Source organism: Shewanella woodyi ATCC 51908, assembly GCF_000019525.1.
Lineage (GTDB): Bacteria > Pseudomonadota > Gammaproteobacteria > Enterobacterales > Shewanellaceae > Shewanella > Shewanella woodyi.
Genome location: NC_010506.1, coordinates 398784 through 414984 on the forward strand (window position 1 = coordinate 398784; position 16201 = coordinate 414984).

At 44.6% G+C, this 16201-nt stretch carries 4 protein-coding genes and 2 rRNA genes; all 6 read left to right on the forward strand.

Translation table 11 applies throughout. The annotated features are described in order from the left end of the window. Positions 1 to 148: 148 nt before the first annotated feature. The 6 genes from lpdA (at position 149) to SWOO_RS01685 (ending at position 16167) form a co-directional block, all read left to right on the forward strand. On the forward strand, positions 149 to 1603 hold the full coding sequence (gene lpdA, locus SWOO_RS01660) for a dihydrolipoyl dehydrogenase (RefSeq protein WP_195742843.1): 1455 nt from the start codon (positions 149 to 151) through the stop codon (positions 1601 to 1603). Positions 1604 to 1747: 144 nt separating this feature from the next. Beyond that, positions 1748 to 6193: an EAL domain-containing protein gene (locus SWOO_RS01665; protein ID WP_012322972.1), complete on the forward strand. Its 4446-nt coding sequence runs from the start codon at positions 1748 to 1750 to the stop codon at positions 6191 to 6193. A gap of 118 nt (positions 6194 to 6311) precedes the next feature. After that, the gene (locus tag SWOO_RS01670) at positions 6312 to 8519 is read left to right on the forward strand and encodes a patatin-like phospholipase family protein (protein ID WP_012322973.1); all 2208 of its coding nucleotides are present in this window, start codon (positions 6312 to 6314) and stop codon (positions 8517 to 8519) included. Positions 8520 to 8612: 93 nt separating this feature from the next. After that, a complete protein-coding gene (locus tag SWOO_RS01675) occupies positions 8613 to 10667 on the forward strand; it encodes a M13 family metallopeptidase (RefSeq protein WP_012322974.1) in 2055 nt (684 codons plus the stop codon). Between the two features lie 750 nt (positions 10668 to 11417). Further along, positions 11418 to 12961: ribosomal RNA gene (locus tag SWOO_RS01680) — 16S ribosomal RNA — on the forward strand. A gap of 311 nt (positions 12962 to 13272) precedes the next feature. Continuing rightward, positions 13273 to 16167 (forward strand): 23S ribosomal RNA (locus SWOO_RS01685). Together the 16S and 23S rRNA genes form the textbook arrangement of a ribosomal RNA operon. Positions 16168 to 16201: the final 34 nt, after the last annotated feature.

Sequence of the window (16201 nt, forward strand, 5' to 3'; positions counted from 1 at the left end):
GCTGCGTAATATACGCAGCCTTTTTATATTTCGTATGTAAGTGAATGATTGTTATCTGTGTCAAACACGGGTTAAAATGCAGCCACCTACAGAACATAGATGTTCAAGAGCTGGCTCTTAACCGTTTTACGTTATATTCGTCAGCGCAATGACAAGAAAAATAGAGGAAGAGATGAGTAACGAAATCAAAACTCAGGTAGTAGTACTAGGTGCAGGCCCTGCAGGATATTCAGCTGCTTTCCGTGCGGCAGATCTAGGTTTAGATACAGTTATTATCGAGCGTTTCAGTACACTTGGTGGCGTATGTCTAAATGTGGGTTGTATCCCTTCAAAGGCACTATTACACGTATCAAAAGTGATTGAAGAAGCAAAAACTATCTCCTCACATGGTGTTGTTTTTGGCGAGCCTCAAATTGATTTAGATAAGCTTCGCGAATACAAGAAATCAGTAATTGGTCAACTTACAGGTGGATTAGGCGGAATGTCTAAGATGCGTAAGGTTGATGTGGTTAATGGCCTAGGTAAGTTTACCGGTCCAAATACCATTGAAGTTGCTGGTGAAGATGGCGTTAAAGTTGTTCATTTCGAAAATGCGATCATCGCTGCGGGTTCACGCCCAATTCAATTGCCATTTATTCCACACGAAGATCCACGTGTATGGGATTCAACTGATGCGCTTGAACTTAAAGAAGTGCCAGGCAAATTACTTGTGATGGGTGGTGGTATCATTGGTCTAGAAATGGGTACTGTGTATTCATCTTTGGGTAGTGAGATTGACGTGGTTGAGATGTTTGACCAAGTTATTCCTGCCGCTGACAAAGACGTTGTTCGCGTATTCACTAAGAAGATCAAGAAGAAGTTCAACTTGATGCTTGAAACCAAAGTGACTGCCGTTGAAGCCAAAGATGACGGTATCTATGTGACAATGGAAGGCAAGAAAGCACCGACTGAAGCTGTTCGTTATGATGCGGTATTGGTTGCAATCGGCCGTGTTCCAAATGGTAAAGGTCTAGACGCAGAGAAAGCTGGCGTTAATGTTGATGAGCGTGGCTTTATCAATGTTGATAAGCAGATGCGTACCAATGTACCTCACATCTATGCTATTGGTGATATCGTGGGTCAACCAATGCTTGCTCATAAAGGTGTGCATGAAGGCCATGTTGCTGCTGAAGTTATCTCTGGTCTTAAGCACTTCTTCGATCCTAAAGTTATTCCTTCAATTGCGTACACAGATCCAGAAGTTGCGTGGGTTGGTCTAACTGAGAAAGAAGCGAAAGAGCAAGGCATTGCTTATGAAACTGCAACTTTCCCTTGGGCTGCTAGTGGCCGTGCTATCGCATCAGATTGTGCAGATGGTATGACCAAGCTAATCTTTGATAAAGAGACTCATCGTGTTATAGGTGGCGCTATCGTTGGTGTTAACGGTGGTGAGCTATTAGGTGAAATTGGTCTGGCGATTGAGATGGACTGTGATGCTGAAGATTTAGCGTTAACGATTCATGCTCACCCGACTCTTCATGAGTCAGTGGGACTTGCTGCTGAGATCTATGAAGGTTCAATTACTGACTTGCCGAATCCAAAGGCAAAGAAGAAAAAGAAGTAGTTTGAACTTCTTGTAATATAAAGGCGCTCATTGAGCGCCTTTTTTGTGGGTGATACAAATTAAGCGGTTTGTTTTGTTATTAAGCAGGTGAATTCAATTCGTCGAACTGCTACATTCAAGTTAAGTTTAAAATTTAACTGCCTAATGATAAAAAGCATCTTTCAACTCATCTTGCTAATTACAGTGATATTAGTCACTTGCCTTACACCAACGAAGGCGAGCGATATTGTGCAGCGTGTATTTTCTGAAAGAGATGGTTTGGTTAACGGGACGATCAACGACATCAGTTTCGATAGTTATGGTTTTACCTGGGTTGCGACTGAGGAGGGACTTTATCGGGTTAGCAATAGCAAGGTCAGGCGCATAGACAAAAAAGGGTTTAATACTCGACTATCTGATGAATATATCGACTTTGTGGAACCATTGAGTAAAAGACATCTTCTTATCAGTAATTATACCGATACCTACTTATACGATATTTTACAAGACTCCTTTATTCGCTTTGGCAGTGAAGAGTTATTTCCCAATTTTAACGGTGTTGCTCTTAATACTATGACTAAGGGAGAGGGGGAAGACTATCTCTTTTTAACAAAAACAGGAGAGTTATTAGCTTTCTCCTACCAAAATATGACTCTTAATCTTATCAATAGTCTCCCCGCTAATCAGGATCACCCTTGGTCTATTTTAGTGGTTTTGGACGACAAACGCTTTTTAGTCGCTTCTCCATCTCAACTGCAGTTAAGAGACCAATTAGGAGAGTTTAAAATGGCTCTGGATTGGCAAGAAGATATGGGCATGATTAAAGGCGTTATACAGGATTCCTCTAAGCGACTATGGCTGAGTTCTAGTGATGGCTTTTACGAGATAATGCCTGATGATTTTAATTTGAGAAAAGTACCTCAACTCCCTTTTTACATCACTAAAGTTGCAGAAGATCGTAAAGGTAATTTATGGCTGGCAAGTAGAGAAGGATTGATTAAGTGGCACCCAGAGCATCAAGAGATAAAAGTCTATAAAGGAGACATCAAACAAGCAGCAAATATTGATTATATTTTTGATATTGCCATTGATAGCAACGATATTACTTGGGTGGGTGGGTCCGGTGACGCACTGGCGGTGGTTGCAGAGCTTCCTGACTTTCTCAAAGAGGTCTATACAAAAGCTCCTCCCTATATAGTTTCTAATGAGATGATATGGTCAATTTGGGCTAAAAATAGTGGAGTGTGGCTAGGCACTGATAAAGGCTTAGTTGTAATAAATAAAGAGTCCCAGATTAGTGCCACAGTGTTACCTGAAGAGTTAGCGTTAAACGATAGCATCTATAAAGTGGATGAACTTGATTCTTCACATGTACTTCTTTCTACGACAAATGGGCTCTTTGTTGTCCATAAAGAGACGCTTGAATCACAGCGTTTTTCTCAGTGGAGCCAGGGAGATAATTCATTAGAAAATAAACTTATCTTTTCCAGCTATCTTGATCCTCAAATTAAAGGGCGCTGGTGGTTTCCTACCGGAAGTGGGTTGTTTTATTGGGAGCCTGAGCAGCTTAATCCCCAAGAATTGTTAGTTTTTGAAGAGGGTGGTGGCCAATATAAACCTGACTTGAGAACTGTTTATCGCAGTGAGGATGGTAAGTTATGGATCGCAGGAAGCGAGCTCTTTGGCTATATAGATGATATTGGAGTCTTCCATTCGATGCTAAGCATCTTTGATGGTTCAAATCGCTCACCTACCATCAGTTATATTGAAGAGGTAAGCCCTGGCATTCTTTGGTTAGGCAGTTCATTGGGATTGATATCTTACGATTATGATAAAGGGTTGAGCGAATCATTAACCAAAAAGTGGCAAGTTGATTGCTCCTCAGTTTTCTTTCTCCATGAGTCTCCCCCTTATCGAATATTAGGCTGCCTTAATTCAATCATCCGCGTGAATATGAATACTGATGAGCTACTTGTTATAGAACATGAAGATGGCTTGATCAGTCAGGAGCTTAATGACGGTGCTTCGTTTTATGACTCTGGTGCTGGTCTGTATTTAGGTACGCCAGATGGTGCCATGTTAGTGAATGTGTCGGAGATGAGAAACCGCATTAAAAATGATGGGATCATGCTTGAATCGGTTTCAGTTTTTTATGATAAGTCTACCGAGATAAGTTTAATACCTGAGAAAAATAGTATTATTAAACCTGGTGCACGGATGATCAATTTTCAGCTAACTAGCTTAGATTATTTAGACGATCGTCCACTCACCTTACAATACCGTATACGTTTGCAAGGTGAACAGGTTGACGTTAACTATCTTCTCCTTTCCGATCAGTCCCTTGTTAGCGTATCTGGCCTGAAAGCTGGAAAGTATGTTCTCGATATTCTTAGTTTGCAAAATGGGATCTGGTCGAGCGAGCCATACTCATATCACTTTGAAGTTGACGAGTTTTGGTGGGAAAGCTCATGGTTTAAAAGCTTTTTTATCGTCGTCTTACTGCTTATCGTCATTATTATCTTAATAGGCCGACAGCGCCAAATCTCTGCTTTTAGAGTGGTTAATGAAGCATTGGTGGAGAGTGAGGACAGATTACGCCAGTCTCTCAAAGGCAGTGACTCAGAGCTGTGGGAGTGGCGTTACGATACCCAGATGTTCAATCTAGAGAATCAAGGGGCAGCGCTCACAGGTAGTAAAAACATACTACTTACTTTAGATGACTTTCCTGTACATAGAGACGAGAAAAAAGGGGTTTTGGAAAGTTGGGAGAGTATGTTGAATGGAGATAGCGATCGATTTGAAGTGGAGTATCGCTACCGTAGGGAGGATAAATCTTGGGGCTGGACACGTGTGCGAGGTCGGCCTGTAGACTTTGACCCAGAAACTGGGAGGATAACACGAGTTGCTGGTATATATTCAGATATTACCACTCAGCGTCAACTAGAAGATGATGTAAAGCTATTAGCTCAAGCATTTGAAAATACATCTGAAGGTGTGCTTATTCTTGATGCCAAAGAGCGAATCAAAGTCTCAAATAAAGCGGCTCAAATAATTCTAGGCTTAGACGTAGAAGCGTTTCACTCTAAGACCTTTTCCTCCTTAATGGTGGCTAAAGAGGGGCGTTTAGATGAGGTTGCTAAATTGCTGGGTCGTGGTGACTCCTGGACTGGAGAGAGGGAGTTTATCTGTGCCAATGGAAACAACTGCCCTGTATGGCTAAATATCTCTACTATGCTGGGAGGAAAAGGCGACATTGTTCACTATGTAGCAGTATTTTCTGATATTACAGAGAGAAAGCGCTCAGAGGCTGAGTTACGGCGCTTGGCTAATTATGATGTACTGACTGGGTTGCCAAACCGCTCGCTATTTTCAACTCGTCTTGCTCAATCTATTCACAGAGCAGAACATAGCGGTGAAAAGCTAGCGTTAATATTCTTAGATTTAGATAGATTCAAACATGTTAATGATTCATTTGGGCATAGCATGGGAGATGCGCTTTTAGTCGAAGCCGCCAGCAGGTTGCAATCTTGTATTCATGATGGGCATACCTTGTGTCGTTTTGGTGGTGATGAGTTTGTGATTCTACTCAGAGATGTCAGTGATATTGATATGATCAATCACATATGTACTGAACTACTAAAACAGATAGAAACCCCCTTTGAACTCTATGGCCGAGAGTTTTTTATTTCGACGAGTATCGGAGTCAGTCTATGGCCTGATGATGCAACTCAAGCTGAGAATTTGATTAAAAATGCTGATCAAGCTATGTACCATGCCAAAGAGGAAGGGAAGGGGAATTTTCAATATTACTCCTCTGAGCGAAATTCCGAGGCACTTTATCACCTTCATCTTGAAGCTGAGTTAAGACGCGCTATCGAACGTGATGAGTTTGAGCTTCACTATCAGCCCCAAGTTGATATTCTTAAAGATGATAAGTTGATTGGCATGGAGGCGTTATTGCGTTGGCGCCATCATCAAGATGGGCTGATCCGTACCGATATCTTCATCAAGGTGGCAGAATCTTGTGGTTTAATTATTGATATCGATCGCTGGGTTCTGCGTCAAGCTTGTATTCAAGGCGCACAGTGGGCATCGGTCTATGGCGAGAGCTTTAAACTGTCAGTTAATATCTCAGCGGTTCACTTTCGCCAGCCAGATTTTATTGAGGGAGTGAAGGCGATTATTCATGAGACGCAAATCCCTGCGAAAATATTAAATTTCGAGATAACCGAAGGGGTCTTGATGAAGGAGCTTAATATCGCTAAAGCGCATCTTAAGGAGTTGAAGTGTCTAGGGATTGATGTGGCAATTGATGATTTTGGTACGGGTTACTCCTCGTTGGCTTACCTTCGCCACTTTGATGTTACTACGCTTAAAATTGATCGCTCCTTCCTAATCGATATAGCGACTAATGAGGCTGATCAAGCAATTGCCAGCAGTATTATCGAACTTGCTAGAAACCTGAAGTTAAGTGTTGTTGCTGAAGGGGTAGAAACGAAGGCCCAGTTAGAGCAAGTTTTCAGTAGAGGCTGCTACATTATTCAGGGCTATTACTTTTCTAAGCCTTTAACTCAGCCTGAGATGGAACGTTATATGAAAAGTCAAAACTAGGTGTTTAGGTCCTGATTAAATAATAAGCGTGTTGGCTTTTTTGTGTTTTATCTATGTTGTGTTTTTTTTGATACTATACGGCAGCCTTGTATAGAAATTAATTAAGACATAACACCCTATGATACGTTCTACAGCACTATTCCTACTACTCTCTCTTCTCTCCAGCTCTGTTTTTGCGGAAGTCAGACCTAAAATTGGTCTAGTGCTCAGTGGTGGTGGGGCCAAAGGGGCTGCCCATATTGGCGTGCTTAAAGTTCTCGAGGAAAATCGAGTACCTGTCGATTATATCGCTGGGACAAGTATTGGTGCCTATGTCGCTGGTATGTATGCACTCGGTTATAGCGCTGCAGAGATTGAACAGATCATGATGAATGAGTCTTGGTCAAACGGTTACTCCGATACGATCCCAAGGGAGTCGTTGAGTTATCGCAATAAGCAGCAGCGAGATCGTTTTAATATTCCGTTAAACATTGGCTATAGCGATGAAACCGTGAAACTCCCCAATGGCCTGCTTCGTGGTCAAACCATGTCGCAACTATTACAACGCTCAACTGGGTTGGTTCATCAATTTGGGCACTTCGATGAACTCGCTATCCCCTACCGCGCAGTAGCGACAGATCTGGAAACCAGTAACCCTGTTATCCTCTCAACAGGCAGTATCGTCAAAGCGATGCAAGCATCCGCAACCGTACCCGGAGCACTTCAACCAATTGAGTATGAAGGCAAACTGTTAGTTGATGGTGGTATTGCGAATAATATGCCTGTCGATGTCGTCAAAGCGCTAGGCGCCGATATCGTAATCGCTGTAGATATTGGTTCATCTCTGGTGAAAAAAGAGGCATTAGATAGCACTGTAGCTGTACTTAATCAGCTATCAACCATGCTGACCAATGCAAGTACTGAGAAGCAAAAGTTGTTGCTTACTGAAGATGATATTTTGATCCGGCCTGATGTTGGGGATATGAGCACAACCGATTTTGAGATTATGCCTCAGGCCTACGCGCTTGGCGAAAAAGCGGCACTTGAACATCTGTTAAGTCTTAAAGGCTTGGGTGTTGGTGAGGCCGAGTATGTGGTTTATCAAGATAACAAGCAGAGATTAAGCAAGCGTTGGCAAGATAGTGTGGAACGTCCTTTAGTGGAGATTGTGTTTAATAACAACTCTAAAGTGAGTGAGTCCCTGTTAAGAGAGACACTCGATCTTCATGAAGGTGAGGTGGTGACGAAAGAGGAGTTAGAGAGAGCCATTGCTAATGTTTATTCATTAGATAAGTTTGAGCGAGTGAATGCTGAATTTGTCGATACGGATAGAGGACGGATCTTGACCCTAAATACTCGAGCAAAATCTTGGGGGCCTAACTATTTTGGCCTCGGATTTAGTTGGGAAGATGACCTTACTGAAGACTCAAGTATGTCTTTGGACTTCTCCTATACCATGACAGATCTAACCGATACTGGTGGAGAGTGGCGTAATGAGTTAAGGCTTGGTTTTGAGAAGTTACTATCAACCGAGTTTTATCTGCCAATGGATTATGATCAGGCTTTCTATGCCAGAGCAGGGCTGGCTTATGAGCTCAAGGATTTTAGTATCTATGAAGATAACGCTAAATTTGTGGAGTTTTCTCAAACTGTGTACCGAGCAGATGTAGGCGTTGGCTATAACTATACATTGGAAGGTTTGGTTGAGTTGGGGGTTACCAATGAGAAAGGTGAATTTGAATTTCTTAAAGATACTTATGACTATGACTCTTACGGTATTTATTTAAAGCTAGGTTTCGATAACCTCAATAGTATGAACTTCCCAACGTCAGGTAATCGATTCACTTTTAATATGTATTATCGAAGAGACGTAAATGAGTTATCTGGTGAGGACTCTTACGCTGAGAACTCGCTTCAAATAGAAGCCGACTGGCGAGGGGCTTTGAGCTTAGGGAACCATGCAATAGTAGGTATTGCCTCATTGGCAACCATTGATACTGAAGAGCAGTTTAGTCCACATCTATCTGAACTGGGTGGCTTCCTTAATCTCTCCGGTTACCACAAAAACTCCTTGGTTGGCTCTCATAAAATATTTGGTGCTTTTGTGTATCAATATGATTTGGGACGTGATGTGCTGGGAATGACGGATTACCCACTCTATCTTGGTGGTAGTTTGGAAGCTGGTAACGTTTGGCAGAACAAAGATAACATTGACCTCAACGATCTCATCTATTCAGGTAGCCTATTTTTCGGTACTGATACCAGTATGGGGCCCGCAGCCTTAGGTTTTGGTTGGGCCGATGATGGTGAGATGACGCTGTTTCTCTTTTTAGGAAAGAGTTGGTAAGTCATAGAAAGTTACAAATACAACCTGTAGGCCTATGGGACTAATGTTAAGGTTAAAATGTTAAGCTAAATCATAATAAAATCGGGGATTATAATGAAAAGAGTAAGCAAGCTGGCAATTGGCATCGCCTTAAGTTTAGGTCTTGCTGCGTGCAGTAGTAATGAGCCAAGTGCACCGGAAGTACAATCAAAGAGCATGGTTTCTGGTGTCGAGAAGGCTAACTTCGATACCTCTGTACGCCACCAAGATGATTTTTATTATAGTGTTAATGGTCACTGGCTAGCGAACACACCAATCCCCGATGATAAGTCTAACTATGGTGCCTTCTCTGTTCTCTATGAGCGGAGCCAAAAAGCGCTAAAACAGATTATCGATGATGCTGCATCTAAGCCAAATAAACTAGATGGCTCCAGTGAGCAAAAAGTGGGTGACTTCTATAACAGCTATATGAATACCGATATTGTAGAGCGGTTAGGTATTGCACCACTAAGTGAGCAGCTTTCTGATATCTCTCTGGCGAAAGATCATGATGATATTGCCAGTTTAATGGGAGGCCTCTTGCTCAATGGTGTGCAGATCCCATTTGGCTTTTACGTTAATAATGACGCAAAAAAATCTACTCAGTATGCCGTTTACCTTTATCAGTCAGGCCTAAGCCTGCCAGATCGTGACTATTACTTAAAAGATGATGCAAAGTTTGTGGCTAATAGAGCCGCACTTAATACTTATGTCACCGATATTATGACTCAAGCAGGCAGTAAAGATGCAAAGCGTATCGCTGCTAGTGTTGCGAAAATAGAGCACTTTATTGCTAAGAGTCAATGGAGCCGTGTGGAGTCTCGCGATGCTAATAAGAGTTATAACAAAATGAATAGAGCAGAACTACAGGCAAGTATGCCTGAGTTTGATTTTGTTCAGTTTGCTGCGAGTGCAGATATTGGCAAAGTGAAAGAGGTTATTGTTCGTCAAAAATCCTACTTTGAGGAGTTTGGCAGGCACTTCACCGGATTCACTGTTACTGAATGGCAGGATTACCTCTCTTTTCATCTTGTTGATAGTTATGCCGAGCTATTAAGTCAAAACTTTGTTGATCTGCATTTTAATTTTCACAGTAAAACCCTGATGGGCATAGAAGCACAGAAGCCACGTTGGAAAAGAGCGGTTGATGCTGCAGACCAAGTGCTCGGTGAGCTAGTTGGTAAGGAGTATGTAAAGGAACACTTCAAGCCAGAAGCCAAAGAGAAGATGGAGTCACTGATCCAAGATCTGATCAAAGGGTTTGAAGTGAGCATTAATGAACTTGAATGGATGACGCCTGAAACAAAGGTCGCCGCTCAGGAAAAACTCTCTAAGTTCACTTATAAGATAGGTTACCCAGATAAATGGAGAGATTACACCGACCTCCAAATTAAACCAGATGAGCTGGTGGGTAATTATCAGCGTTACGCTAAGTTTGAATATAACACCATGCTAGATAAGCTTGGTAAGCCTATCGATCGCACTGAATGGCATATGACGCCGCAAACCGTTAATGCTTACTATAATCCGGTAATGAATGAAATTGTGTTTCCAGCCGCGATTTTACAGCCTCCCTTCTTTAATCTTGAAGCGGATGATGCAATCAACTTTGGTGGTATCGGTGCGGTGATTGGCCATGAGATAAGTCATGGTTTCGATGATCAAGGCGCTAAGTATGATGGTGATGGTAATTTACGTAATTGGTGGACAGATGCCGATCGTGAGGAGTTTCAAAAACGTGGTGCTCAACTATCTGCTCAATACTCTAAATATGAAGCGCTACCAGGTAAACATGTAAATGGTGATCTGACATTAGGTGAGAATATCGGTGATCTTGGAGGCTTAACGGTTGCAGCACGTTCATATCACCTAAGCTTAGATGGTCAAGAAGCACCAGTTATTGACGGATTAACTGGAGAGCAGAGGCTCTTTATTGGCTGGTCACAAGTATGGCGTCGTAACTATCGTGATGAAGAGCTAAGTCGTCGTTTAATGACAGACTCTCACTCACCTAGTCACTTCCGTGCGATGGGGACGCCAAGAAATATTCCTGCATTTTATCAAGCCTTCGATTTAAAAGAGGGAGATAAGATGTTCTTAGCTCCAGAAGATCGAGTAAAGATCTGGTAGTGAGTTGATAAAGTCTATAAATAAAGAGCCCATCGTTTGATGGGCTCTTTATTTTCAAGCTGTAAAACAGTATTCGTGTGGTGATTTTGTCAACTATTGTGGATAAGTCAGGGGGTAAGTGGTGTGTAGAATGTGGCTAAAAGTGGCTTTTAAAAAAAGATCGTTTTTTATGAAAAAAGCCCTTGTGCTCTGGGCTGAACTGCCTATAATGCGCATCCACTGACACGGCACAGCAGGTCAACTACCCAGCGTAAGCGCTAGATAGAACGGGACTTGTAGCTCAATCAGTATCTCTTTTAACAAAGAGATGAGAGATTAACTTCTTTGGAAATTAATCTCTGGTGACAAACGCTTTAAGGGCTTCGGGTTTTGTTTCTTTTACGAGAGTGTTTCACTCTGCTGATTAAGAAATCATCGCTTGAAAAACTTCTTCAAATAAGCGCTTGACGCCAACCACGGAGAGTGTAGAATACGCCTCCTCAAGCCAACGACCTAGCGTCAACGGCGGCATCTGAAAGATTGATGCTAACGCTCTTTAACAATTCAAAACAAGAAATCTGTGTGGACACTCACAGGTGTTGAGTTATTCGAAATTGCTTTCTTGTCCTTCGGGATGTAAGCAATCAAAAATTTTCTCAATGAACCACTGAGTGACCATAGCAATATGTAAACTATGAATCGCAAGATTCATAAAACAGTATAATTCATTGAGCCGTTCTTCATTCTTAATCGGATGAGAACACAAAACTTTAATTGAAGAGTTTGATCATGGCTCAGATTGAACGCTGGCGGCAGGCCTAACACATGCAAGTCGAGCGGAAACAGGAGAGTAGCTTGCTACTTTCGCTGTCGAGCGGCGGACGGGTGAGTAATGCCTAGATATCTGCCTAGTCGTGGGGGATAACAGTTGGAAACGACTGCTAATACCGCATACGCCCTACGGGGGAAAGGAGGGGACCTTCGGGCCTTTCGCGATTAGATGAGTCTAGGTGGGATTAGCTAGTAGGTGAGGTAATGGCTCACCTAGGCGACGATCCCTAGCTGTTCTGAGAGGATGATCAGCCACACTGGGACTGAGACACGGCCCAGACTCCTACGGGAGGCAGCAGTGGGGAATATTGCACAATGGGCGAAAGCCTGATGCAGCCATGCCGCGTGTGTGAAGAAGGCCTTCGGGTTGTAAAGCACTTTCAGCGAGGAGGAAAGGTTAACGGTTAATAACCGTTAGCTGTGACGTTACTCGCAGAAGAAGCACCGGCTAACTTCGTGCCAGCAGCCGCGGTAATACGAGGGGTGCAAGCGTTAATCGGAATTACTGGGCGTAAAGCGTACGCAGGCGGTTTGTTAAGCCAGATGTGAAAGCCCCGGGCTCAACCTGGGAATTGCATTTGGAACTGGCAAACTAGAGTCTTGTAGAGGGGGGTAGAATTTCAGGTGTAGCGGTGAAATGCGTAGAGATCTGAAGGAATACCGGTGGCGAAGGCGGCCCCCTGGACAAAGACTGACGCTCAGGTACGAAAGCGTGGGGAGCAAACAGGATTAGATACCCTGGTAGTCCACGCCGTAAACGATGTCTACTCGGAGTTTGGTAACTTAGTTACTGGGCTCCCAAGCTAACGCATTAAGTAGACCGCCTGGGGAGTACGGCCGCAAGGTTAAAACTCAAATGAATTGACGGGGGCCCGCACAAGCGGTGGAGCATGTGGTTTAATTCGATGCAACGCGAAGAACCTTACCTACTCTTGACATCCTCAGAAGAGCTTAGAGATAAGCTTGTGCCTTCGGGAACTGAGAGACAGGTGCTGCATGGCTGTCGTCAGCTCGTGTTGTGAAATGTTGGGTTAAGTCCCGCAACGAGCGCAACCCTTATCCTTATTTGCCAGCACTTCGGGTGGGAACTTTAGGGAGACTGCCGGTGATAAACCGGAGGAAGGTGGGGACGACGTCAAGTCATCATGGCCCTTACGAGTAGGGCTACACACGTGCTACAATGGTCGGTACAGAGGGTTGCGAAGCCGCGAGGTGGAGCTAATCCCATAAAGCCGGTCGTAGTCCGGATTGGAGTCTGCAACTCGACTCCATGAAGTCGGAATCGCTAGTAATCGTGGATCAGAATGCCACGGTGAATACGTTCCCGGGCCTTGTACACACCGCCCGTCACACCATGGGAGTGGGCTGCACCAGAAGTAGATAGCTTAACCTTCGGGAGGGCGTTTACCACGGTGTGGTTCATGACTGGGGTGAAGTCGTAACAAGGTAGCCCTAGGGGAACCTGGGGCTGGATCACCTCCTTACCTATACGACTAACTCGATATTTGCTGAGTGTTCACACAGATAACTTGTTCTTGTTAGAGCGAGTGGCACGCCTTTACGGCGATGCTTGTTCTTTAAAAATTTGGAAAGCTGATAGTATTAATTTAACGATTAATGCGAAATAAATAATTGAGTTCTCAAACACTTAAATCAAGTGCCGAAGGATTTACCTTAGGGTAATGAATTCATGAGTATTCTTTTGGCGAAAGTAAACACCATTAGTTGCGATACAACGACTGAGCTTACCCGCTTGGTAGAGTTTGTTTCCTTGTGAAACTTATTTGGGTTGTATGGTTAAGTGACTAAGCGTATACGGTGGATGCCTTGGCAGTCAGAGGCGATGAAGGACGTAGTAACTTGCGAAAAGCGTTGGCGAGCTAGTAACAAGCATTTGAGCTAACGATGTCCGAATGGGGAAACCCACTTACATAAGTAAGTATCATTAACTGAATACATAGGTTAATGAGGCAAACCCGGGGAACTGAAACATCTAAGTACCCGGAGGAAAAGAAATCAACCGAGATTCCCCTAGTAGCGGCGAGCGAACGGGGATTAGCCCTTAAGCGTAGAGGGTGTTAGTGGAATGAGTTGGAAAGCTCAGCGGCACAGGGTGATAGCCCCGTACATGAAAACTAACTTTACGTGAAAACGAGTAGGACGGGACACGTGACATCTTGTCTGAACATGGGGGGACCATCCTCCAAGGCTAAATACTCCTGACTGACCGATAGTGAACCAGTACCGTGAGGGAAAGGCGAAAAGAACCCCTGTGAGGGGAGTGAAATAGAACCTGAAACCGTATACGTACAAGCAGTGGGAGCGGTTCTTGAGACCGTGACTGCGTACCTTTTGTATAATGGGTCAGCGACTTACATTTTGTAGCGAGGTTAAGCGAATAGCGGAGCCGTAGGGAAACCGAGTGTTAACTGCGCGTTTAGTTGCAAGGTGTAGACCCGAAACCCGGTGATCTATCCATGGGCAGGTTGAAGATTGAGTAACATCAATTGGAGGACCGAACCGACTTATGTTGAAAAATGAGCGGATGACTTGTGGATGGGGGTGAAAGGCCAATCAAACCGGGAGATATCTGGTTCTCCTCGAAAGCTATTTAGGTAGCGCCTCGAGCGAATACCATTGGGGGTAGAGCACTGTTAAGGCTAGGGGGTCATCCCGACTTACCAACCCTTTGCAAACTCCGAATACCAATGAGTACTACTCGGGAGACACACGGCGGGTGCTAACGTCCGTCGTGAAAAGGGAAACAACCCAGACCGTCAGCTAAGGTCCCAAAGTTATTGCTAAGTGGGAAACGATGTGGGAAGGCTTAGACAGCTAGGATGTTGGCTTAGAAGCAGCCATCATTTAAAGAAAGCGTAATAGCTCACTAGTCGAGTCGGCCTGCGCGGAAGATTTAACGGGGCTAAGCAATACACCGAAGCTACGGGTTTGCATCTTAGGATGCAAGCGGTAGAGGAGCGTTCTGTAAGCCGTTGAAGGTGAAGGGGTAACCCACACTGGAGGTATCAGAAGTGCGAATGCTGACATGAGTAACGATAAAGGGAGTGAAAAACTCCCTCGCCGAAAGACCAAGGGTTCCTGTCCAATGTTAATCAGGGCAGGGTGAGTCGACCCCTAAGGCGAGGCCGAAAGGCGTAGTCGATGGGAAACGGGTTAATATTCCCGTACTTCTGCTAACTGCGATGGAGAGACGGAGAAGGCTAGGCTAGCGCGGCGTTGGTTGTCCGCGTTTAAGGCTGTAGGCTGTTCACTTAGGCAAATCCGGGTGAACATTAGGCTGAGAGTTGATGACGAGGTCCTAAGGGACTGAAGTAGTTGATGCCATGCTTCCAGGAAAATCTTCTAAGCTTCAGGTTAGTAGGAATCGTACCCCAAACCGACACAGGTGGTTGGGTAGAGAATACCAAGGCGCTTGAGAGAACTCGGCTGAAGGAACTAGGCAAAATGGTACCGTAACTTCGGGAGAAGGTACGCTCCCGACGGTGATGAGACTTGCTCTCTAAGCTGTTGGGAGTCGCAGATACCAGGTGGCTGCAACTGTTTATCAAAAACACAGTACTGTGCAAACTCGCAAGAGGAAGTATACGGTATGACGCCTGCCCGGTGCCGGAAGGTTAATTGATTGGGTTATCTTCGGAGAAGCTCATGATCGAAGCCCCGGTAAACGGCGGCCGTAACTATAACGGTCCTAAGGTAGCGAAATTCCTTGTCGGGTAAGTTCCGACCTGCACGAATGGCGTAATGATGGCCACGCTGTCTCCAGCCGAGACTCAGTGAAGTTGAAATTGCGGTGAAGATGCCGTATACCCGCGGCTAGACGGAAAGACCCCGTGCACCTTTACTATAGCTTGGCACTGAACATTGAACCTACATGTGTAGGATAGGTGGGAGACTTTGAAGATGGGACGCTAGTTCTATTGGAGTCAACCTTGAAATACCACCCTTGTAGCTTTGATGTTCTAACTCTGGCCCCTGAATCGGGGTTGAGGACAGTGCCTGGTGGGTAGTTTGACTGGGGCGGTCTCCTCCCAAAGAGTAACGGAGGAGCACGAAGGTTGGCTAAGTACGGTCGGACATCGTACGGTTAGTGCAATGGCATAAGCCAGCTTAACTGCGAGACATACACGTCGAGCAGGTACGAAAGTAGGTCATAGTGATCCGGTGGTTCTGAATGGAAGGGCCATCGCTCAACGGATAAAAGGTACGCCGGGGATAACAGGCTGATACCGCCCAAGAGTTCATATCGACGGCGGTGTTTGGCACCTCGATGTCGGCTCATCACATCCTGGGGCTGAAGTCGGTCCCAAGGGTATGGCTGTTCGCCATTTAAAGTGGTACGCGAGCTGGGTTCAGAACGTCGTGAGACAGTTCGGTCCCTATCTGCCGTGGGCGTTGGATGATTGAAGGAAGCTGCTCCTAGTACGAGAGGACCGGAGTGGACGAACCGCTGGTGTTCGGGTTGTTATGCCAATAGCATTGCCCGGTAGCTACGTTCGGAATCGATAACCGCTGAAAGCATCTAAGCGGGAAGCGAGTCCTAAGATGAGTCATCCCTAGGGATTTAATCCCTCTAAAGAGCCGTTCGAGACTAGGACGTTGATAGGTCAGGTGTGTAAGCGTTGTGAGGCGTTGAGCTAACTGATACTAATGACTCGTGAGGCTTAACCATACAACCCAGATGGGTTTTATGAGTAGCTAGTGTG

What these genes read in the sequence shown, in the direction of transcription:
- lpdA (WP_195742843.1), top strand. Translation starts at nt 149, where the DNA reads ATGACAAGAAAAATAGAGGAAGAGATGAGTAACGAAATCAAAACTCAG.
- SWOO_RS01665 (WP_012322972.1), top strand. Translation starts at nt 1,748, where the DNA reads ATGATAAAAAGCATCTTTCAACTCATCTTGCTAATTACAGTGATATTA.
- SWOO_RS01670 (WP_012322973.1), top strand. Translation starts at nt 6,312, where the DNA reads ATGATACGTTCTACAGCACTATTCCTACTACTCTCTCTTCTCTCCAGC.
- SWOO_RS01675 (WP_012322974.1), top strand. Translation starts at nt 8,613, where the DNA reads ATGAAAAGAGTAAGCAAGCTGGCAATTGGCATCGCCTTAAGTTTAGGT.